Origin of the sequence: Micromonospora sp. NPDC047670, assembly GCF_043204915.1 — a bacterium.
In the GTDB taxonomy this organism is placed as follows: Bacteria; Actinomycetota; Actinomycetes; order Mycobacteriales; family Micromonosporaceae; genus Micromonospora.
Genome location: NZ_JBIDDA010000007.1, coordinates 1 through 20,705, shown reverse-complemented (window position 1 = coordinate 20,705; position 20,705 = coordinate 1). Strand labels below are relative to the sequence as shown.

The following is a 20,705-nucleotide window of genomic DNA, read 5'->3' as shown; positions in this document are numbered from 1 at the left end:
CAACTTGTGGTGGGGTCGCTGCGGGCGACGCCCGCCGAGCGGCTCAGGGGCGACGCCCGTGGGCGGTTCACAACGTCACGAAGCGAGGAAGCGAAGATGGCACGTGCGGTCGGTATCGACCTCGGCACGACGAACTCCTGCGTCAGCGTCCTGGAGGGCGGTGAGCCCACCGTCATCGCCAACGCTGAGGGCTCGCGGACGACCCCGTCGATCGTCGCGTTCGCCCGCAACGGCGAGGTGCTCGTCGGTGAGGTCGCCAAGCGCCAGGCGGTGACCAACCCGGACCGGACGATCCGCTCGGTCAAGCGGGAGATCGGCACCAACTGGTCCGTCGACATCGACGGCAAGAAGTACACCCCGCAGGAGATCTCGGCCCGCACGCTGATGAAGCTCAAGCGGGACGCCGAGGCGTACCTGGGCGAGCAGATCACCGACGCCGTGATCACCGTCCCGGCCTACTTCAACGACGGTCAGCGCCAGGCCACCAAGGAGGCCGGTGAGATCGCCGGCTTCAACGTGCTGCGGATCGTGAACGAGCCGACCGCGGCCGCCCTGGCGTACGGGCTGGACAAGGGCTCCAAGGAGCAGACCGTCCTGGTCTTCGACCTCGGCGGCGGCACCTTCGACGTGTCGCTGCTGGAGCTGGCCGAGGGCGTCATCGAGGTCAAGTCGACCAGCGGTGACAACAACCTCGGCGGCGACGACTGGGACCAGCGGATCATCGACCACCTGGTCAAGACCTTCCGTGGCGAGCACGGCATCGACCTGGCCCAGGACAAGATGGCCCTGCAGCGGCTCCGCGAGGCGGCCGAGAAGGCCAAGATCGAGCTGTCCGCCGCCACCACCACCAACATCAACCTGCCGTACATCACCGCCGGCGCGGCGGGCCCGCTGCACCTGGACGTGACGCTCAGCCGCGCCGAGTTCCAGCGGATGACGCAGGACCTGCTGGACCGCTGCAAGGGCCCGTTCGAGCAGGCCGTGAAGGACGCCGGGATCAAGATCTCCGACGTCGACCACGTCATCCTCGTCGGCGGCTCGACCCGGATGCCGGCCGTGACCGACCTGGTCAAGCAGCTCACCGGCAAGGAGCCCAACAAGGGCGTCAACCCGGACGAGGTCGTCGCCGTCGGCGCCGCCCTCCAGGCCGGTGTGCTCAAGGGCGAGGTCAAGGACGTCCTGCTGCTCGACGTGACCCCGCTGAGCCTGGGCATCGAGACCAAGGGCGGCATCTTCACCAAGCTGATCGAGCGCAACACCACCATCCCGACCAAGCGCTCCGAGGTCTTCACCACGGCGGACGACAACCAGCCGTCGGTGCTGATCCAGGTCTTCCAGGGCGAGCGCGAGATCGCGGCCTACAACAAGAAGCTCGGCACCTTCGAGCTGACCGGCCTCCCGCCGGCGCCGCGCGGCGTGCCGCAGATCGAGGTCACCTTCGACATCGACGCCAACGGCATCGTCAACGTCCACGCGAAGGACCTCGGCACCGGCAAGGAGCAGAAGATGACGATCACCGGCGGCTCCTCGCTGCCGAAGGACGACATCGAGCGCATGCGCCGCGACGCCGAGGAGCACGCCGAGGACGACAAGCGTCGCCGCGACGAGGCCGAGACCCGCAACCTGGCCGAGGCGCTCCAGTGGCAGACCGAGAAGTTCCTGGCCGAGAGCGGCGACAAGCTGCCGGCGGAGTCCCGTGACCAGATCAACGAGGCGCTCGGCGAGCTGCGCGGCGCGCTCGGCGGTCAGGACATCGAGAAGATCAAGTCGGCGCACGAGCGGCTGGCGCAGGTCTCCCAGCAGGCCGGTTCCCTGCTCTACAACCAGCCGGGTGAGCAGCCGGGCGAGGCCGGTCCGGGTGCCACGGGCGCCGGGGCGACCGGCGGCGCGCAGGCCGGCGGGCCGGCCGGTGGCGCGGACGACGTGGTCGACGCGGAGATCGTGGACGAGGACAAGAAGTGACGATCCGTCCCGGACACGGAACCACGGCAGAGGGATGAGGTAGCCCAATGACGGAGAAGCCACGAGCCGCCGACCCGGGTGCGACCGGGTCGACGCCGGGTGGCTCCGCGCCCGCCGAGCAGGCCGGCGACGGGCCGCGGGTCGTCATCCGCAACAACCGCAAGATCAGCGAGACGAGCGAGCCGGCCGCCGCCGACGCCGGGTCGGACGCCCCGGCCGAAGGGCTGGTCGAGGAGGCCGAGGTCGTCGTCGACGAGATCGAGGTCGAGGCGGCCGAGGTGACCGGCCCGCCGGTGGTGGACGCCCCGGCGCAGCCGGTCGACGGCGGCGGGACCGCGCTCGGCGCCGAACTCGAGGCGCTGCGTACGGAGCTCGACGAGCGGACCCGGGACCTGCAGCGGGTGACGGCGGAGTACGCCAACTACCGCAAGCGGGTGGACCGGGACAAGGGTCTGGTCACCGAGCAGGCGACCGGCGCGGTGCTCGCCGCGCTGCTGCCGATCCTCGACGACCTGGACCGGGCCCGCGAGCACGGCGACCTGGTCGGGCCGTTCGGCACGGTGGCCGAGCAGCTCACCACGGCGCTCGGCAAGTTCGGGCTGACGGCGTTCGGCGAGCAGGGCGACCCGTTCGACCCGACCCGGCACGAGGCGGTGGCGCACCAGACCTCGGCCGACGTCACCGAGCCGACCTGCGTGCAGGTGATGCGCCGGGGCTACCAGGTCGGTGAGCGGCTGCTGCGACCGGCGATGGTCGCGGTCGCCGACCCGGAGTAGTGCGCGACGACGACCGGGCCGTCCCGTCCACCCGCACCGGGTGGGCGGGACGGTCGGTCCCCAGGTAGGGAGGGGGTGGACCGGTGAGTTCCAAGGACTGGATCGAGAAGGACTTCTACGCCGTGCTGGGCGTGGACAAGGCCGCCTCCGCCGACGACATCAAGAAGGCATACCGGAAGCTGGCACGGGATTCGCACCCGGACCACAACCCCGGTGACCCGAAGGCCGAGGAGCGCTTCAAGGCCGCCTCGGAGGCGTACGCGGTGCTCGGCGACGACGCCAGGCGCCGCGAGTACGACGAGTTGCGCTCGCTGTTCGGTTCGGGCGCGTTCCGGCGCAACGCCCGTGGCGGCCAGCCCGGCGGCATGCCGTTCGACGTCTCCGACCTGTTCGCGGGCGCGGCCGGCGGGGGTGGCGACCGCCGCTTCGGCGGGGCCGGCTTCCAGGACCTGTTCAGTTCGATATTCTCCGGCGCTGGCGGCGCCGGCGGCGGGGCGGCGCCCCGTGGCCCGGCGCGGGGCCGGGACGTCGAGGCCGAGGTGGCCCTCGACTTCGGCGACGCCGTACGCGGGGTGACCCTGCCGTTGACGCTGCGCGCCCCGGGGGTCTGCGACACCTGCCACGGCGACGGGGCCAAGCCCGGCACCCAGCCGCGCACCTGCCCGGTGTGCCACGGCGCCGGGATGACCACCCGCAACCAGGGCTCGTTCAGTTTCTCCGAGCCGTGCCGCAACTGTCAGGGCGTGGGCACGGTCGTGGAGGAGAAGTGCCCGGAGTGCCAGGGCACCGGCGGCGTCACCAAGACCCGCACGCTGAACGTGCGCTTCCCCGCCGGGGTGGCCGACGGCCAGAAGATCCGGCTCGCGGGGCGGGGCGAGCCCGGCGCGCGGGGCGGTCCGGCCGGCGACCTCTTCGTGCACGTCAAGGTGCGACCGGACGAGCTGTTCGGGCGTACCGGCGACGACCTCACGCTGACCGTGCCGATCACGTTCGCGGAGGCGGTGCTCGGCACGGACCTGCGGGTGCCCACCCTCGACGGCGCGGTGACCCTGCGGGTGCCGCCGGGCACGCCGAGCGGCCGGATCCTGCGGGCCCGCGGCAAGGGGGTGGTCCGCCGCGACGGGCGGGCGGGTGACCTGCTGGTGACGCTCGACGTGGTGGTGCCCGCGCGGGTGTCCGACGAGGCGCGCGCGGCGCTGGAGACCTTCGCCGCGCAGACCCCGCCGGCCGCCCGGGAACATCTCGACGCGCGGGTGCGTCGGTTCAGTTGACCCGGTGTTCAGTCGGCTCGGTGGAGTGCACGCGGAGGTGAGCGGGATGTCGGACGAGTTCGTCGGTTCGGGTGACCCTGCCTACGAGGCCAAGGTGCTGATGATCTCGGTGGCGGCGCGGATGGCGGGGATGCACCCGCAGACGCTGCGCCAGTACGACCGGCTGGGCCTGGTCCAGCCGGGGCGGGCGGCCGGCGGCGGGCGCCGCTACAGCGTCCGGGACGTGGTGCTGCTGCGCGAGGTCCAGCGGCTCAGCCAGGACGACGGCATCAACCTGGCGGGGGTCAAGCGGATCATCGGCCTGGAGCGGCTGCTGGAGCAGGCGCAGCAGCGGGTGGCCCGGCTGGAGGCGGAGCTGGACGCCGCGTACCGCCGGATCGCCGAGCTGGAGTCGCTGGCCCGCTTCCCGGGCAGTGACCTGGTGCCGACCAACCGCGCCTCCACCGCGCTGGTGGTCTGGCGTCCGCGGCGAACCCCCGACCGTTGACCACACCACCCACCCCGCGCCCGGCCGCCCTCCCCCGGCCGGGCGCGGTCGCCTTTCGTCTCTTTCTTCGGCGGGGCAGGTGCCGGATCCGCTAACCTACGAATCAGGCTCAACCGCCTCAATCCGGAACTCCGATGGCAGGGGGAGCCATGGCGGAATCGGCGAAGAAGGTTGCGCAGCAGACGGAGGAGCGGCTCGACAAGGTGGCGAAGAACGTCCGGGAGAGGTTCGACCGGGTCACCGAGGGCCGCTTCACAGACAAGATCAAGAACGGCGCGTTCGCCGACCAGGTCGACCACGGTGTCGACCAGGGGCGCGACGAGGCGAGACGCCGGAAGCAGGGTGGATCGGAACGCTGACGATCCGCCGACGTGCGGGCCGGGACCCACGGGGGGTCCCGGCCCGTTCGCCGTGCAAGCGGCCGTTCCCGTGGCCCGCCCGACTTCCGCGGCAGGTCGGCGGCGATGCCGCCGGTCGTCGCGTTCGTGTTCGGCGCGACGCTCCGGCGACCGCGCGGCGGAGCGAACCGATGGGTCCCGCGGTTTCCTCAGGCGATGCGGCGGTTCTCCCGGACCAGGCCGCCCTCGCACCAGTCCCGGTAGACGAAGAGTTCCGGCCGGGCCAGCAGCACCCGGCTGTTGTACGCCCAGGTGCGCATCAGGTCGTCACCGGTGCGCTCGGCCTGCTCGACCAGCTTGCGGAAGCGCCGCTTCGGATGGGCGCGGAAGTTCGTCCGGATGCCGTCGGCGGCGTAGATGTAGAGGCAGTGCAGCGCGAACCGGCGTGCCGGGCAGGCCTGGTCCATCGCCAGGTCGAAGAGCACCGCCACCAGCCGGTCGCCGGAGACCAGCAGGTCCCAGTCCGGCGGCATCGAGGTCAGCGGCACCGAGTCCGGCTGGTAGGCCCACGCCCGCAGCTCGGCGGGGGTCGGGTCGACGGGGTTGGCAAAGCCGTGGAACGTCGACTCCTGCACGCTCACCGGCCAACCTTCCGCTCTCGTCCGCGGGGGCACCGGCCACCCACGAGCCCTGGCTGCTGGGGCGAAACGGTAACCCGGTCGCGCTACCGGCGGTAGACCCCGCAGGGAGCAATTCGACAACCCTTGGCCGAGGGCAGGGCCGACCGTACGGTCGACCCTGCCCCGGACGGCCACGTCGGTCAGTCCCGTACCGGCACCGGCCGGGCCCGCTGGGCCGCGGCGCGTTGCCGCAGCCAGCGCTTGAACCACGCGAAGTCGGGCAGCCGCGCCAGCATCGGCCCGGTCACGACCGTGATCAGCACGTACGCCGTGGCGAGCGCCGCCAGCCTCGGCTCGACGCTGCCGGCGGCCACGGCGAGCCCGGCGATGACGATGGAGAACTCGCCTCGGGGCACCAGGGCCAGGCCCGCCCGCCAGCGACCGGGCTCGGCGATGCCGACCCGGCGGGCCGCCAGGTAACCGGTGAGCGTCTTCGTCGCCATGGTGACCACGGCCAGCGCGAGCGCGGGCAGCAGTACCGGCGGGATGTCCCGCGGGTCGGTGACCAGGCCGAAGAAGACGAAGAAGACCGCCGCGAAGAGGTCCCGCAGCGGGCTGAGCAGCTCCGTCGCGTGGTGCGCCACCGGCCCGGACAGCGCGATGCCGACCAGGAACGCGCCGACCGCCGCCGACACCTGGAGCTTCGCCGCGATGCCCGCCACCAGCAGGGTCATCCCGAGCACGCCGAGCAGCAGCGCCTCCGGGTCCTTGGCCGACATGGCCGTGGAGATGAGGTTGCCGTACCGGATGGCGACCACCAGCACCAGCAGCACGGTGCCCACCGCGACGCCGAGCGCGATGCCGCCGCCGAGCAGGCCGCTGCCGGCGAGCACCGCCGTCGCCAGGGGCAGGTAGAACGCCATGGCCAGGTCCTCGATCACCAGGACCGACAGGATCACCGGCGTCTCCCGGTTACCGAGACGGCCCAGGTCGGCGAGGACCTTGGCGATCACGCCGGACGAGGAGACCCAGGTGATGCCGCCGAGCACCAGGGCGGCGACCCAGTCCCAGCCGAGCAGCAGCGCGAACGCCGCCCCGGGCAGCGCGTTGAGCAGCCCGTCGATCAGGCCGGCCGGGGCCGCGGCGCGAAGGTTGCCGACCAGCTCGTTGGCCGAGTACTCCAGGCCGAGCATCACCAGCAGCAGGATCACGCCGATCTCGGCGCCGACCGCGAAGAACTCCTCGCTGGCGGCCAGGGGCAGCAGGCCGCCGTGCCCGAACGCGAGCCCGGCGAGCAGGTAGAGGGGGATGGGCGAGAGGCCGATCCGGCGGCTCAGCCGGCCGAGGAGGCCGAGCAGGAAGAGCAGCGCGCCGACCTCGACGAGCAGTGTTGTCGTTTCGTGCATCCGCGCCTCAGCCGTCCGGGTCACTGTCGGCGAGGATGGCGGTCACCCCGTCGAGGCCCTGACGGGTCCCGACCACGACCACCACGTCACCGGCGGCGAAGCGGAAGGAGGGCTCCGGCGAGACGATCACCTCGCCGTGGCGCAGCACCGCCACGATCGAGGCGCCCGTGCGGGAACGTGCCTGCGTGTCCCCGAGCCTCCGGTTGACGTACTTCGAGCCCGCCGGAATGGCGATCTGCTCGGTGAGCAGGCCGGCGGCCTGCTCACGCAGCCCGGAGAGCTGACCGAGCATCAGCGACGCGCCGAGGATGTCGGCGAGCGCCTCCGCCTCGTCGTCCGTCAGCGGTATGTCGTGCTGACACGAGTCGGGATCGTCCGGGTCGTACAGGACGAGGTCACGGCGGCCATTGCGGTGGGAGACCACACCGAGGCGGCGACCGGACTCCGTCAACAGATCGTGACGGACCCCGATGCCCGGCAGGGCGGTCTGTTCGACACGTACGCGCACACGGGCCAGGCTACTCCTCACCGAGACGCGCAGATCTTGACAGCGCGAGCCGGCGCAGGTCGACTCCGCTGCGTGGTCGGTCAGCGGTGCTCCGCCAGGGAAACGGCCTCCGGCGTCGGCTCGGTGGGGCCGGACGCCGACGCCCGCCCCGGAGGCCGGGGCGGGCGTCGGGTGGGGTGGGGTCAGCTCAGGCTGAGGAAGAACTGGCGGATGTCGCCCACCAGGAGGTCCGTCGCCTCGTGGGCGGCGTAGTGCCCGGCGGCGTCGCGGGGGCCGCCGGCCGGCAGGCCCGGGTCGTACGAGTTCCAGCTGACGATGTTGCCGTGGTCCCGCTCGGCGAAACGTCGGATCGACTGGAAGTCGCCCGCGAACATGGCCAGCCCGGTCGGGACGGTGGTGGGCTCGCTCGGCTGCCGGGGGGCGTGGGCGTCCTCGTAGTAGAACCGGGGAGCGGAGCCCGCCGTGCCGGTCAGCCAGTAGATCGCGACGTTGGCCAGGACGAAGTCGAAGTCCAGGCTCTCCCCGAAGAGCTGGGCGTTCCAGGCGAGCAGGCCGACCGGGGAGTCGCTCAGCGCGTACGCCAGGGTCTGCGGCTGCTGGCTGTGCAGGATGTTGAACGAGAACATGTTGTCGTAGAACCACTGGAGGTGCCTGAGCGCCGCCTGGTCGTCCTCGGAGAGGCCGGCGAACTCGGCCGGGTCGCCGGTGGGCATCGAGAAGAGCTGGGTGACGTGCACGCCGACCACGCGCTCCGGGGCGAGCCGGCCCACCTCCGGCGAGATCATCGAGCCGGCGTCGTTGCCGACCGCGCCGTACCGCTCGTAGCCGAGGCGGTCCATCAGCTCCACCCAGGCGCGGGCGGTGCGGTGGCAGCCCCAGCCGGTGTCGCGCGTCGGCCCGGAGAACCCGAAGCCGGGCAGCGACGGCACGACCAGGTGGAACGCCGGTGCCGCCGGGTCCTCCGGCTCGGTGAGCGGGGCGATCAGGTCGAGGAACTCGACGACCGTCCCGGGCCAGCCGTGGGTGAGGAGCAGCGGAACGGCGTCCTCCCGGGACGAGCGGACGTGCAGGAAGTGGATCTGCTCGCCGTCGATCTCGGTGACGAACTGCGGGTGGCTGTTGAGCCGCGCCTCCACCGCCCGCCAGTCGAACTCGTTCAGCCAGTAGGCGGCCAGCGCCCGAACCCGCTCGCTGGTCACGCCGTACGACGCGTCCGTCCCGGCCGCGTCGGCGGGCCACAGCGTCCGGCGCAGCCGGTCCGCCAGGTCGTCGAGCTTGGCCTGCGGGATCTCGACGCGGAACGGGCGGATGGCGTGGTCCGTCATGGTGACTCCTTCAGAACGGAATGTTTCGTTCCCCATAACCATAGCAGAGCGGAACGATCCGTTCCACTGTTATCCTCGGTCCATGACGAACCCGACCGGAAGTCCGGCTCGCGCGGGCCGCCGCGCCCAGGCCGCCCGCAACGACGCCGTCATCCTCGATGCCGCCCGCGCCGTCTTTCTCGACGATCCGAAGGCGCCGATCGCCGCCGTCGCCGAACGCGCCGGCGTCGGCATCAGCGCCCTCTACCGGCGGTACGCCGGCAAGGAGGACCTGCTGCGGCGGCTGTGTCACGACGGGCTGCGCCGGTACGTCGCCGAGGCCGAGGCGGCCCTGACCGAGCCGGACGCCTGGTCGGCCTTCGCCGACTTCCTGGCGCGGCTCGTGGACGCCGACGTGCACTCGCTGACCGTGCGCCTCGCCGGCACCTTCACGCCGACCGAGGAGATGGGCCGCGACGCCGTGCGGGCCGGCGAGCTGACCGAGGCGCTGGTCCGGCGGGCCCACGCCGACGGGCGGCTCCGCCCCGACGTGGGGGTCCACGACATCCCGCTCCTGTTGGAGGGGTGCGCGGCGATCCGGGTGCCGGATCCGGAGCGGACCAGGCAGTTGCGCCGACGGCAGCTCGCGTTGCTGCTGGCGGGGCTGGTCGCGACCGCGCCCCCGCTCCCCGGCCCACCGCCCGCGGCGGGTGAGTTCGGCCGCTGGTCGCGTCGAGAGTGATCCAGCTCACACGGCCAGGGTTGAGCGGAATAGGCTCAACTCTGGTTGTGTCCTTCCCAGTGGACACGCCGATCCGGGGGAGCCCATGAACACGGAACGACTCACCACCAAGAGCCGCGAGACCATCACCGGTGCCGTCGCGATGGCGAACCAGCGCGGTCACGCCACCGTGGAGCCCTGGCACCTGCTGCTGGCGCTGCTGGACACCGAGGGCTCGACCGCCGCCGGCCTGCTGCGCGCCGTCGGGGCCGACCCCGCCGAGCTGCGCCGGGTCGCCCAGCGTTCGGTCGACGCCCTGCCCGCCGCGCGCGGCTCCAGCATCGCCGAGCCGACCCTGGCCCGCGAGTTCGTCAACGCCATCGGAGCCGCCGAGCAGATCGCGCGCCCGCTCGGCGACGAATACACCTCCACCGAGCACCTGCTCGCCGGCCTGGCGCGGGTGGGTGGCGCGGTGTCGGGCGCGTTGAAGTCGGCCGGCGCCACCGAGGAGAACCTGGTCGCCGCCTTCCCGACCGTGCGCGGCGGGGACCGGCGGGTCACCACCGCCGACCCGGAGCAGACCTACCAGGCCCTGGCCAAGTACGGCGTGGACCTGACCGCCAGCGCCCGCGACGGCAAGATCGATCCGGTCATCGGCCGGGACTCCGAGATCCGCCGGGTGATCCAGGTGCTGTCGCGGCGTACCAAGAACAACCCGGTGCTGATCGGCGAGCCGGGCGTCGGCAAGACCGCGATCGTGGAGGGCCTGGCCCAGCGGATCGTGGCCGGCGACGTGCCGGAGTCGCTGCGGGACAAGAAGCTCGTCTCGCTCGACCTGGGGGCGATGGTCGCCGGCGCGTCGTACCGGGGCCAGTTCGAGGAGCGGCTGAAGTCCGTCCTGGAGGAGATCAAGAACTCCAACGGCCAGGTCATCACCTTCCTCGACGAGCTGCACACCGTCGTCGGCGCCGGCAAGGGCGAGGGCTCGATGGACGCCGGCAACATGCTCAAGCCGATGCTGGCCCGCGGCGAGCTGCGGATGGTCGGCGCGACCACCCTGGACGAGTACCGCGAGCACATCGAGAAGGACCCGGCGCTGGAGCGCCGCTTCCAGCCGGTGCTGGTCGGCGAGCCGACCATCGAGGACACCATCGGCATCCTGCGCGGCCTCAAGGAGCGCTACGAGGTGCACCACGGCGTACGCATCACCGACGCCGCCCTGGTCGCCGCCGCCACCCTCTCCGACCGCTACATCACCGACCGGTTCCTGCCGGACAAGGCGATCGACCTCGTCGACGAGTCCGCGTCCCGGCTCCGCATGGAGATCGACTCCCGGCCGGTCGAGGTGGACGAGATCGAGCGGGCGGTGCGCCGGCTGGAGATCGAGGAGATGGCGCTGGCCAAGGAGCCCGACGCTGCCTCCGCCGAGCGGCTGGAGCGGCTGCGCAAGGAGCTGGCCGACAAGCGCGAGCAGCTCACCGCGCTCTCCGACCGCTGGAAGCTGGAGAAGGACCACATCACCAAGCTCTCCACCGCGAAGGAGGAGCTGGAGCGGCTGGGCGGCGAGGCCGAGCGGGCCGAGCGCGACGGCGAGCTGGAGCGCGCCGCCGAGCTGCGCTACGGCCGGATCCCCGCCCTCAAGGCCGAGCTGAAGCAGGCCGAGGAGGAGCTGGCCCGGCTCCAGGCCGACGGCGCGATGCTCAAGGAGGAGGTCGGCGCGGACGACATCGCCGCCGTGGTCGCCTCCTGGACCGGCATCCCCGCCGGCCGGCTGCTCGAAGGCGAGACCGCCAAGCTGCTGCGGATGGAGGAGTCGCTGGGCGCCCGCGTGGTCGGCCAGGCAGAGGCCGTCGGCTCGGTCTCCGACGCGGTCCGCCGCGCCCGGGCGGGCGTCGCCGACCCGGACCGCCCGACCGGCAGCTTCCTCTTCCTCGGCCCGACCGGCGTCGGCAAGACCGAGCTGGCCAAGGCGCTCGCCGAGTTCCTGTTCGACGACGAGCGGGCCATGGTCCGCATCGACATGAGCGAGTACGGCGAGAAGCACTCCGTAGCCCGCCTGGTCGGCGCCCCGCCCGGTTACGTCGGCTACGAGGAGGGCGGCCAGCTCACCGAGGCGGTGCGCCGCCGGCCGTACTCGGTGATCCTGCTGGACGAGGTCGAGAAGGCCCACCCGGACGTCTTCGACATCCTGCTCCAGGTGCTCGACGACGGTCGGCTCACCGACGGGCAGGGCCGCACGGTGGACTTCCGCAACGCCATCCTGATCCTCACCTCCAACCTCGGGTCCTCGGTGATCGGCGACCTGACGCTGGCCGAGGAGCAGCGCCGGGAGGGCGTCCTCGCGGTGGTCCGGTCGCACTTCAAGCCGGAGTTCCTCAACCGCCTCGACGACATCGTGGTGTTCGCCGCGCTGCGCGGTGACGACCTGCGGGCGATCGTCGACATCCAGCTCGACCGGATGCGAACGCGTCTCGCGGACCGTCGGTTGGCGCTGGAGATCAGCGACGCCGCCCGCGTGTGGCTCGCCGAGCACGGCTACGACCCGATCTACGGGGCCCGGCCGCTGCGCCGCCTGGTCCAGACGGCGATCGGCGACCAGCTCGCCAAGGCCCTGCTGTCCGGCCAGGTCCGCGACGGGGACACGGTCCGGGTCGACCTCGCCGACACCAAGGACGCCCTCTCGGTCTCGACGGCCTGACCGCGTCGCGGCTTGACCGGGCCTGACGTCCGCCCGGGTCGACCAGGAGGTTCGCGTCCCGGCGCCGCCCGCCGAGGACGCGAACCTCTTGATCGACAGGGTGGGCAGGGGCTTGGCGGGGAAGGAACGAGGGCATGTTCGGCATCGGGAAGAAGAAGGACCGGGAGCTGTCGGCGGCGGTCGAGGAACTCGCGCGTGCCGACACGGTGGCGTTCGGCGGGGTCGGGATCGCCGGCACGCTGCTGCCGGTGACCGAGGCGTACCGGCGGGTCGAGGCGGCGCTCGCCGACGACCCCGAGGGCGTACGCGAGCAACTCGAACGGCTGCTCGTCGAGGGCACCCCGGCGGGCCGTGTCTACGCCGCCACGCTGCTGGAACGCCTCGACCCGACCGCCGGGCGGGCGGCCTGGACGGCGCTGCGCGGCGACCCGGCCGAGTTCGGCACGTTCACCGGCTGCGTCATGGGCCGCGCCACCCTGGGCGGGTACGCGTCGGAGCGACTCGCCGGAGCATGATCCGTTCGCCGGCCCGCCCCGCCCGAACGGTCCTGTCGACCATCGACGGCGGTCCGTAGTTTCCGTCCCATGACGCCGCCCGCCGACGCGCCCGTACGCCCACCCCGACCCGTCACCGTCACCATCGCCTTCTGGTTGCAGCTCGCGACCGTGCTGGTCCTGCTGGGGCTGGTGGCGCTGGTGATCACCCAGGCGATCCAGTGGGACGGCCACATCGACCGGGCCGTGCGGGCGGTGCCGGACGCCGACCCCGACGAGGTGCGCGGCGAGCGGTGGAGCAACGTCACCATGGCGGTGGTGCTCGGGCTGCCCACCCTGCTGCTCGCACTCTGGCTGGCCGCCACCGCGCGGCCGGTGCGTCGCGGCGGCAACGTCGCCCGGATCCTGGTCTTCGTGTCCGGTGGCGTCCAACTGGTCGTCTGCTGCGGCCAGAGCTTCGTCGGAGCGTTCGTGTTCCCGCTGCTCTTCGCCATCGGCTTCGACGACGGCCCGTACGTGGAGGAGGGGTACCCCGAGGAGGGGCCGGCCGGGCCGGAGGCCGAGATCTGGGCGGAGTCGAAGTTCTTCGAGGAACTCTATTCCCGGTCCGACCCCTTCGACGCGGTGCTGTTCCCGCTGGCCGGGCTCGGGGTGCTGACCGTGCTGGTGCTCACCCTCGCGGTGGTGCTGCTGCTGGCGCTGCCGCCCGCCAACCGGTGGTTCGTGCCCAGGGCCGCGCCCGCCGCGCCGCTGCCGCCGGCCGGGTACCCCGTGGTCCCGGTCTCCTACGCCCCGCCCGTTCCCCACGGTTACCCGATGGTTGCGCCCGGCTACCTGATCTGCCCCGACCCGGCGGCGCACCGGGCCGCGGACGACGCCGCGCCGGGCCCGACCGAGGGCTGAGCGCCGCTCGGCGAGCGGGCACGCGCCGTAGTCGACCCATCACCCGCCAGGCACAGGTTTCCCCAGGTGCGCGGGGTTGTTACCGTCTCCGCCGACGTACCTGGGGAGGTGGTCGGTGGACGGGTCGGTGGCGTACCTGCTGACGGCGGCGGGCTGTCTGGTCGGGGTGGCCGGGGTGGTGATCGCGGTGGTGGCCCTACGCCGGGCCCGGTCCCGGCCGCAGCGCCCCACGAGCCCGGGCGACCCGCTGCGGGACCGGGACGCCGACGCGCTGCGCGGCGACCCCCGCCGCCTGAAGCCCGGCGACATCGTCGAGATCCGCGGGACGTCGTACGCGGTGCGGGGCTCGATCCGCCTGGTCGAGGGCGGCTGGAGCTGGGCCGAGCACCTGCTCGACGACGCCGCGGGCGTGCGCCGCTGGCTCTCCGTGGAGGAGGACCCGGAGCTGGAGCTGGTGCTCTGGGCCGCCGAGCCGGGCGCCACGGTCACCCCGGGCGCCCCGACGATCGACTTCGCCGGCCGCCGCTACAACTGGGACGAGTCCGGCCAGGCCCGCTACACCGCGACCGGCACCACCGGCCTCGACCCGAACGGCACCATGCGGTACCACGACTACCAGGCGCCCGGCGGGGCCCGGCTCTCCTTCGAGGCGTACGGCGAGGCGGGCTGGGAGGTGGCGTTGGGCGAGGTGCTGCACCGCGCCGACGTGATGATCTACCCGCAGGCCGAGGCGGACTGATGCTGGTCACCCTCGACGCCCCGTACGTCGACACCAGCGCCGCCGACCTCAGCCTGGCCCTGGGCGACGACGAGCTGCCCGCGCTGCACGTGCTCGATCTGGACCTGCCCGGCGGCGTCCGGCTGCGGCTGCGCCTGCTCGGCGCCTCCCACCAGGTGGTCCTGCGCGCTCCCGGCGCCACGCTGACCGAGACGGTCGCCTGCCTGCCCGGCCGCCCGCCCGAGCTGCCCGAGGCGGTGCGGGACGAGACGAACGGCTACCGCTTCACCGCGACCGTCCTGCGGCCCTCCGGCACCGGGCTGAGCGACCGGGTCGCGGCGCTGCGCGCCGAGCTGGCCGACGACCCGTACGCGTTGGTGGGGGTCTTCCCCGGCGACGTCGACGCGGTCACCGCGCTGTCGGTGCGTCCCGACCCGCCGGACGGCGCCCTCGGCTGGCGCACCTGGCACGCGTATCCCCAGACCAACGAGCTGGTCCTGACCGAGACGGTGGTGGCACTGCGATGACATACCGACGCTGGTTCGTGGTGGGGGTGGCGTTCGCCGTCATCGGCGCGCTGGTCGCCGCCTTCGCCATCTTCTACGGCAACTTCTCGCCGCGCGGCTTCGTGGAGGACAGGTACACCCGGGCGACGAGCCACGACATCGGCAGGGACGCCATCGCCTACACCTCGTCCCGGACCCCGAGCCAGGTGGCGAAGGAGGTCACCGACGCGTGGACGCCGGCCGACCAGTACGTCGACGGCAGCGGCGTCTACCTGCGCTACGACGACGACTCGGTGGTGATCCTGCCGGTCGCCGCCGGCTCGGTGATCCTCCTGGAGCGCCTCGGCACGGCCTACCCGCGCTACCACTCCACCGTGGGGAACCACTGGGGCTGGGGCCGGGGCAGCACCGTGCGCGGCGGCGGCCCGGGCTCCGGCAAGTAGCACCCCCTCACCCGACGAAACCCCTGGAGTCCCCTTGCAGACGCTGGTCACCGATCTGCTGGTCACGCTCGCCTACGGCGTGGTCGGTGTCGTCCTGATGGCCGTCGGCTACGCCCTCGTCGACGTGGCCACCCCCGGCAAGCTCCACGAGCTGATCTGGGTCGAGCGCAACCGCAACGCCGCCCTGCTGCTCGCCTCCAACCTGGCCGGCGTCGGCATCATCGTGGTGGCCGCCATCGCCGCCAGCGCCGACGACTTCGTGCTCGGCATCGTCGGCGCGGCGGCGTACGGCGTCCTCGGCCTGGTCATCATGGCGGCGGCGTTCCTGCTGCTGGACGTGGCCACGCCGGGCAGGCTCGGGGAGATCCTGGTCGACCCGCAGCCGCACCCGGCGGTCTGGGTCTCCGCGGTCGTCCACCTGGCCACCGGCGCGATCATCGCCGCCGCTATCAGCTGATGTCCGACGCGAAGCAACCCGCCACGCCGGCCGGGAAGAAGTCGTCGACGGGGGCCTGGGTCTTCTGGCTGGTCACCAGCCTGGTCGTCCTCGGTTGCGTGGTGGCCGGGCTGGTCAACGGTGACTCGGGAGACGACGACGTGCCGGCGCCGACCGCGCAGGAGCGCGGCGACACCGTGCCGATCCTCCAGCGCTCCGCCGACAGCCAGGGCATCTGCTACGGCTGGGTGCTCCAGGACTACTTCAGCTACAGCGACCCCCTGAGCGTCGGTTCGAACCTCGGCGACGGGATCGCGGTCGAGGAGAACCCGGCCTGCCCCCGTTGGGTGCAGGTGGACGCCAGGGTCGCCTACACCTCGGAGAGCAGCGAGAGCGAGGACTTCGCGCGGATCGACGTGACGGGGTCCGCCGACATCACCACCAGTCAGCTGCTGCGCATCGAGCAGGGGCTGGAGCGGTTCGGGCTGACCGAGAAGGTCTTCATCGACGATCCGGGTTGGGCGGTCACCCGGGCCGCCGTGACCCTGCCGCTGCTCGCCACCGAGGCGGGACTGGTGGAGCCGGCCGCCACCCCGACCGTCGACGCGGCGGCCACCCCGGCGCCGCTGCCCGGCACCAGCAGCGACCTGTGGCGGGACCGCTGGGGCTACTTCCTCGCCGCGTTCGGCCTGCTGCTGCTCACCGCCCTGCTGGTCGCCGTCGGCCTGTGGCAGCGCCGCCGCCAGCTCCGCAGGGAGGCTGAGAAGCGCGGGGCCCGCGCGCAGCGGCGCGCGGCCGCCCGGCAGGCCGGCAAGCCCGACGCACGTACGCCGGAGAGCCGGTGACCGTCGAGGCGCCGGCGCCCGCGCGGTGGCGGCTGTCCCGCGCGGCGGTGCTCGTCGCGGTCTTCGTCTGCGCCGCCTGCGGCCTGGTCTACGAGCTGGCCCTCGTCGCCCTGGGCAGCTACCTGATCGGGGACACGGTCGGCCAGGCGTCGATCGTGCTGGGCGTGATGGTGTTCGCGATGGGCGTCGGCGCGCTCGCCGCCAAGCCGCTGCAACCGCGCGCCGCCGCCGCGTTCGCCGCGATCGAGCTGGCCCTGGCCCTGCTCGGCGGTCTCTCCGTCCTCGGCCTCTACGCCGCCTTCGCCTGGCTGGACCTCTACGGCCCGGCGCTGGTCGCCACGGCCTTCGTCCTCGGCCTGCTGATCGGCGCGGAGATCCCGCTGCTGATGGTGCTGCTGCAACGCATCCGGGAGCAGGCCGCCGGCAGCGCGGTGGCCGACCTGTTCGCCGCCGACTACGTCGGCGCGCTGCTCGGCGGGCTGGCCTTCCCGTTCCTGCTGCTGCCGGTCTTCGGCCAGCTCAAGGGCGCGCTGGTGGTCGGCGCGGTGAACGCCGTGGCCGGGCTCGCGCTGGTCTGCACGGTCTTCCGGCGGGAGTTGAGCCGCCGGGCGCGCGTCGCGCTCGGCGCCGGCACCGCCGTGGTCGCCCTCAGCCTCGGGTACGCGTGGGTGACCGCGCACGACTTCGAGCTGACCGCCCGCCAGCAGCTCTACCGGGACCCGGTGGTGCACGCCGAGCGCAGCCGCTACCAGGAGATCGTGCTCACCCGCTCGGTCGCCGAGACCGGGCGCGCCGGCACCGACCTGCGGCTCTTCCTCAACGGCGACCTCCAGTTCAGCTCCGTCGACGAGTACCGCTACCACGAGGCGCTGGTGCATCCGGTGCTCAACGGTCCGCGCGGCGAGGTGCTGGTGCTCGGCGCCGGGGACGGCCTCGCCGTACGCGAGCTGCTGCGCTACCCCGACGTCCGGCGGGTCACGGTGGTGGACCTCGACCCGGCGGTGGTGGCGCTGGCCCGCAGCGAGCCGCAACTGCGGGCCCTCAACGCCCGCGCGTTCGACGACCCCCGGGTCCGGGTGGTGCACGCCGACGCGTTCTCCTGGCTGCGTACCGCCACGGACCGGTTCGACGCGGTGGTCGCCGACCTGCCCGACCCGGACGAGACGGCCACCGCCAAGCTCTACACTGTCGAGTTCTACGCGCTGGTGCGCGCGGTGCTCGCCGAGGGCGGCCGGCTGGTCGTGCAGTCCGGGTCGCCGTACTTCGCGCCCCGGTCGTACTGGTCGATCGAGGCGTCGCTGCGCGAGGCCGGCTTCGCCACCACGCCGTACCACGTGGACGTGCCGTCCTTCGGCGACTGGGGCTTCCTGCTCGCCGCCCCCGGCGCGACCGCGCCCGCCCTCGCCCTGCCGCCGGACGCGCCGGCGCTGCGCTTCCTCGACGCGGTGACGCTGTCCGCCGCCGGGGCCTTCCCCGCCGACCGCCGCCGCGTGGACGTGCCGGCCTCCACCCTGCTCCAGCCCCGCGTGCTGGAGTACGCCCGGGCGGAGTGGCGCGGCTACTAGCGCGGGATCGGTTTCCTCCCGGACGGGGTACTGCCACGCCGTACGGCGGGTCGGTGTCCGCTGTCGTGCCCGACTGGCCCGATCTCGATACGGTGTGACCGCGATCTAGGGAAGGAGAATCATGGTCGATTCCCACAACACGCCGGCCCGCACCCGGCCGGGTGTGGTGACCATTTCCACGTATCTGCTGTGGCTGTTCGCGCTCACCCAGCTCATCGGCATCATCATCACACTGAGCACGCTGGGCACCGTCTCGGAGGTGCTCGACGAGGCGTACCGGGGCACCGACGCCAACGGCACGCAGAACCTCGCCGACATCACCACCTTCATCACCATCGGCAGTTCCGTCCTCCTGCTCCTGCTCGCGGTGGCGCTCGCCGTACTGGGCGTGTTCAACAACCGCGGCAGCAACGGGGCGCGGATCACCACCTGGGTCCTCGGCGGCATCCTGGTCTGCTGCACGGGCGGCGGCCTGGTCGGCGGCCTGGCCGGCGGCGGCTTCGGCGGGGCCGGCCAGGGCACCGGTGACGGGCCGAGCCCGGAGGAGATCCAGCGCCGCCTGGACGAGGCCCTGCCCGGCTGGGTCAACCCGGTCTCCACGCTGATCGGCGTGATCGGGCTGCTCTCGCTGCTCGCCGCGCTGATCCTGTTGGCCCTGCCGAAGGCCAACGAGTTCTTCCGCAAGCCGAAGCAGGCATGGGAGCCGCCGGTGCCGGGCGCGTCCTACCCGGGCTACCCGCAGACCTCCGGCGAGCCCGGCTACCCGCAGGCACCCGGGTACCCGCAGACGCCCGGCCAGCCGTCGGCACCGGGTCAGCCCGGCCAGCCGCCGTCCGCGCCGTACGGCGGGGGCCAGCCCGGTCAGCCGGGAACGACCCCGGGTGGTGAGCAGCCCGGCTCGGACCGTCCCGGTCCGACGCCGCCGCCGGTGAGTTGACCGGCCGATAAGAGCGACGCCGACGGTCCCTCCGAGTAGGTTGCATCCCGACGCCTACCGGAGGGACTCGTCGTGTCGCACCCCGATCAGGCAGCGGCCCGCCGCCCGGCCGCGGTCACGCTCGCCGTGGCGGTGCTGCTGCTGATGGCGGTCGCCGCGCTGGCGCACGCCGTCGCCGGCGCGGTGTCCCTCGGCGGCACCGTGGCCCGGTTCCGCGACGCCGCCCAGGGCACCTCGGCGGGCCCGGACCAGATCGACCGGGTGGTCACCCTGCTGCGCGTGTCCACCGTGCTCACCGCGGTGGTGAGTCTGCTCGCGGGGCTGCTCCTCGCCGGCCTGGCCCTCGGCCTGCGGGCCCGCCGCTCCGGCGCGCGCACCGCGACCTGGGTGGTGTCGGGGCTCGGGCTCATCCTCGGCTGCTGCGCCCTGGCGCTGCTGGGCGTGCAGCGCGCCGCCCCGCTTCGCCTGGGCGAGGACGACCGGGCGACGGCGGAACTGCTCGGCCTCGTCGCCGACGCCCAGCCGTCCTGGTGGATTCCGCTGGGCGCGGGGCTTTCGGTCGGCCAGGTGCTCGGTTACCTTGTGGTAGCCGTGTTGCTGGCACTGCCGGCGGCGAACGCCTGGTTCCGCCGGCGACCCGCGGCGACCGACCCGCAGCAGCCCCCGACACCGCCCGCACCGCCACCCGCTGAGCACCCGTGGCACCAGCCGCCCGGGGCGCCGCCCGCGCCCCCTTACCCGCCGAGGTGAGAACCGCCCGTGACGCTCGACCAGCCGACCGCCGGGCGGCGGGCCCTGATCACCGGAGCGACGGCCGGCATCGGCGCCGCGTTCGCCCGGCGGTTGGTGTCGGACGGGTGGGACCTGGTGCTGGTGGCCCGGGACGCCGCCCGGCTGGCCGACACGGCGGCTGAGCTGACCGCGCGGCACGGCCGGCAGGTCGAGACGATCCCGGCCGACCTGTCCACCGACGACGGTTGCGCGGCCGTGGAGCGGCGGCTGGCCGAGGGGCCGCCGATCGAGCTGCTGGTCAACAACGCGGGCATCAGCCTGAACACCCCGTTCCTGCGATCCTCCGCCGAGGACGAGGCGCGGTTGCTGCGGCTCAACGTGCACGCCGTGATGCGGCTGACCCTCGCGGCCCTGCGTCCGATGACCGAGCGGCGGCGCGGGGCAGTGATAAATGTCTCTTCCGTGGCCGGGTTCGGCGCGGTCATGCCGGGTTCGACGTACTCGGCCAGCAAGGCGTGGGTGACCAACTTCAGCGAGTCCGTCGGCCAGTCCGCGCGGCCGTTCGGCGTGCGCGTGATGGCGCTCTGCCCCGGCTACACGCGTACGGAGTTCCACGACCGGGCCGGCATCAACATGTCGAAGACCCCGGAGTGGATGTGGCTGCGGGCCGAGGACGTGGTCGACGAAGCTTTGCGTGACCTGCGAAAAGGCAAGCTGGTCAGCGTCCCCGCCTGGAAGTACAAGCTGGCCGTCGCCGGCCTGCGGCACGCCCCCCGGCGGCTGCTGGAGGCGGTGGCCCGCGACACGCGGGGCCGCATCGGCCGCGACGGCGGCTGACCCCCGGACCGGGCCCGCCCGACGCCCTCGGTCGGCGTCGACCGCCCGCCCCGCAGGCTGAACGGTCGCTCAGCGTAGCGGTCCATCGCCACCCATCGGTCCCCCCCGTTACCTTTTTGATCGTCCCCAGCCGGGGACCCTCGGTCGCCCGGCCCGGTATGACTTACTGCCCCTGTCGTACGGATGATCCGGGGGGTG

22 protein-coding genes are annotated in these 20,705 nt (G+C 73.1%); 18 read left to right on the top strand and 4 right to left on the bottom strand.

The genetic code is table 11. The annotated features are described in order from the left end of the window. Positions 1-96: 96 nt before the first annotated feature. From dnaK to ACGF7U_RS18395, 5 genes are all read left to right on the top strand, one after another. Positions 97-1,962, top strand: coding sequence for a molecular chaperone DnaK (gene dnaK / locus ACGF7U_RS18415; RefSeq protein ID WP_393108058.1), 1,866 nt, complete (start codon positions 97-99; stop codon positions 1,960-1,962). Between the two features lie 47 nt (positions 1,963-2,009). Further along, the gene (grpE, locus tag ACGF7U_RS18410; protein WP_393108056.1) at positions 2,010-2,738 is read left to right on the top strand and encodes a nucleotide exchange factor GrpE; all 729 of its coding nucleotides are present in this window, start codon (positions 2,010-2,012) and stop codon (positions 2,736-2,738) included. Between the two features lie 83 nt (positions 2,739-2,821). Then, positions 2,822-4,009, top strand: a complete 1,188-nt coding sequence (gene dnaJ / locus ACGF7U_RS18405) for a molecular chaperone DnaJ (RefSeq protein WP_393108054.1) — start codon at positions 2,822-2,824, stop codon at positions 4,007-4,009. 46 nt (positions 4,010-4,055) lie between these two features. Beyond that, positions 4,056-4,496: a heat shock protein transcriptional repressor HspR gene (locus ACGF7U_RS18400; protein ID WP_393108052.1), complete on the top strand. Its 441-nt coding sequence runs from the start codon at positions 4,056-4,058 to the stop codon at positions 4,494-4,496. 149 nt (positions 4,497-4,645) lie between these two features. Then, positions 4,646-4,855, top strand: coding sequence for a hypothetical protein (locus tag ACGF7U_RS18395; protein ID WP_393108050.1), 210 nt, complete (start codon positions 4,646-4,648; stop codon positions 4,853-4,855). A 188-nt stretch (positions 4,856-5,043) separates the two neighbouring features. Here the strand turns inward: ACGF7U_RS18395 and ACGF7U_RS18390 are convergent, their stop codons facing one another. The 4 genes from ACGF7U_RS18390 to ACGF7U_RS18375 all read right to left on the bottom strand — a co-directional run bounded on the left by ACGF7U_RS18390 (position 5,044) and on the right by ACGF7U_RS18375 (position 8,693). Next, entirely contained in the window at positions 5,044-5,475 is a 432-nt protein-coding gene (locus ACGF7U_RS18390) for a hypothetical protein (protein WP_393108048.1), read from the bottom strand. A 179-nt stretch (positions 5,476-5,654) separates the two neighbouring features. Continuing rightward, a complete protein-coding gene (locus ACGF7U_RS18385) occupies positions 5,655-6,860 on the bottom strand; it encodes a cation:proton antiporter (protein WP_393108628.1) in 1,206 nt (401 codons plus the stop codon). Between the two features lie 7 nt (positions 6,861-6,867). Beyond that, a complete protein-coding gene (locus ACGF7U_RS18380) occupies positions 6,868-7,368 on the bottom strand; it encodes a cation:proton antiporter regulatory subunit (protein ID WP_393108046.1) in 501 nt (166 codons plus the stop codon). Positions 7,369-7,550: 182 nt separating this feature from the next. Then, positions 7,551-8,693 carry an epoxide hydrolase family protein gene (locus ACGF7U_RS18375; RefSeq protein ID WP_393108044.1) on the bottom strand — a complete coding sequence of 381 codons (1,143 nt, stop codon included), beginning with the start codon at positions 8,691-8,693 and terminating at the stop codon, positions 7,551-7,553. Between the two features lie 82 nt (positions 8,694-8,775). Between ACGF7U_RS18375 and ACGF7U_RS18370 the strand changes: the two genes are divergently transcribed. The 13 genes from ACGF7U_RS18370 to ACGF7U_RS18310 all read left to right on the top strand — a co-directional run bounded on the left by ACGF7U_RS18370 (position 8,776) and on the right by ACGF7U_RS18310 (position 20,507). Then, positions 8,776-9,414, top strand: a complete 639-nt coding sequence (locus ACGF7U_RS18370; protein ID WP_393108042.1) for a TetR/AcrR family transcriptional regulator — start codon at positions 8,776-8,778, stop codon at positions 9,412-9,414. Between the two features lie 85 nt (positions 9,415-9,499). Further along, the gene (gene clpB / locus ACGF7U_RS18365) at positions 9,500-12,091 is read left to right on the top strand and encodes an ATP-dependent chaperone ClpB (RefSeq protein WP_393108040.1); all 2,592 of its coding nucleotides are present in this window, start codon (positions 9,500-9,502) and stop codon (positions 12,089-12,091) included. Between the two features lie 134 nt (positions 12,092-12,225). Continuing rightward, positions 12,226-12,606 (top strand): hypothetical protein, encoded by a 381-nt coding sequence (locus ACGF7U_RS18360; protein WP_393108038.1) that lies wholly within the window; start codon positions 12,226-12,228, stop codon positions 12,604-12,606. 69 nt (positions 12,607-12,675) lie between these two features. Further along, positions 12,676-13,488: a hypothetical protein gene (locus ACGF7U_RS18355; protein ID WP_393108036.1), complete on the top strand. Its 813-nt coding sequence runs from the start codon at positions 12,676-12,678 to the stop codon at positions 13,486-13,488. A gap of 115 nt (positions 13,489-13,603) precedes the next feature. Next, the gene (locus ACGF7U_RS18350; RefSeq protein ID WP_393108034.1) at positions 13,604-14,227 is read left to right on the top strand and encodes a DUF4178 domain-containing protein; all 624 of its coding nucleotides are present in this window, start codon (positions 13,604-13,606) and stop codon (positions 14,225-14,227) included. Further along, complete coding sequence (locus ACGF7U_RS18345) at positions 14,227-14,733, top strand: DUF2617 family protein (RefSeq protein WP_393108032.1); 507 nt, start codon at positions 14,227-14,229, stop codon at positions 14,731-14,733. The genes ACGF7U_RS18350 and ACGF7U_RS18345 overlap by 1 nt, the downstream gene beginning before the upstream one ends. Then, a complete protein-coding gene (locus tag ACGF7U_RS18340) occupies positions 14,730-15,155 on the top strand; it encodes a DUF4247 domain-containing protein (RefSeq protein ID WP_393108029.1) in 426 nt (141 codons plus the stop codon). The genes ACGF7U_RS18345 and ACGF7U_RS18340 overlap by 4 nt, the downstream gene beginning before the upstream one ends. Before the next feature lie 34 nt (positions 15,156-15,189). Continuing rightward, the gene (locus tag ACGF7U_RS18335) at positions 15,190-15,612 is read left to right on the top strand and encodes a DUF350 domain-containing protein (protein ID WP_393108027.1); all 423 of its coding nucleotides are present in this window, start codon (positions 15,190-15,192) and stop codon (positions 15,610-15,612) included. Next, positions 15,612-16,436, top strand: coding sequence for a hypothetical protein (locus ACGF7U_RS18330; protein WP_393108025.1), 825 nt, complete (start codon positions 15,612-15,614; stop codon positions 16,434-16,436). The genes ACGF7U_RS18335 and ACGF7U_RS18330 overlap by 1 nt, the downstream gene beginning before the upstream one ends. Next, positions 16,433-18,001: a polyamine aminopropyltransferase gene (locus ACGF7U_RS18325; RefSeq protein WP_393108023.1), complete on the top strand. Its 1,569-nt coding sequence runs from the start codon at positions 16,433-16,435 to the stop codon at positions 17,999-18,001. The genes ACGF7U_RS18330 and ACGF7U_RS18325 overlap by 4 nt, the downstream gene beginning before the upstream one ends. 121 nt (positions 18,002-18,122) lie before the next feature. Next, complete coding sequence (locus tag ACGF7U_RS18320; protein ID WP_393108021.1) at positions 18,123-18,938, top strand: hypothetical protein; 816 nt, start codon at positions 18,123-18,125, stop codon at positions 18,936-18,938. A 72-nt stretch (positions 18,939-19,010) separates the two neighbouring features. Further along, positions 19,011-19,688: a hypothetical protein gene (locus ACGF7U_RS18315; RefSeq protein WP_393108019.1), complete on the top strand. Its 678-nt coding sequence runs from the start codon at positions 19,011-19,013 to the stop codon at positions 19,686-19,688. A 9-nt stretch (positions 19,689-19,697) separates the two neighbouring features. Next, a complete protein-coding gene (locus tag ACGF7U_RS18310) occupies positions 19,698-20,507 on the top strand; it encodes an SDR family NAD(P)-dependent oxidoreductase (protein WP_393108017.1) in 810 nt (269 codons plus the stop codon). Positions 20,508-20,705: the final 198 nt, after the last annotated feature.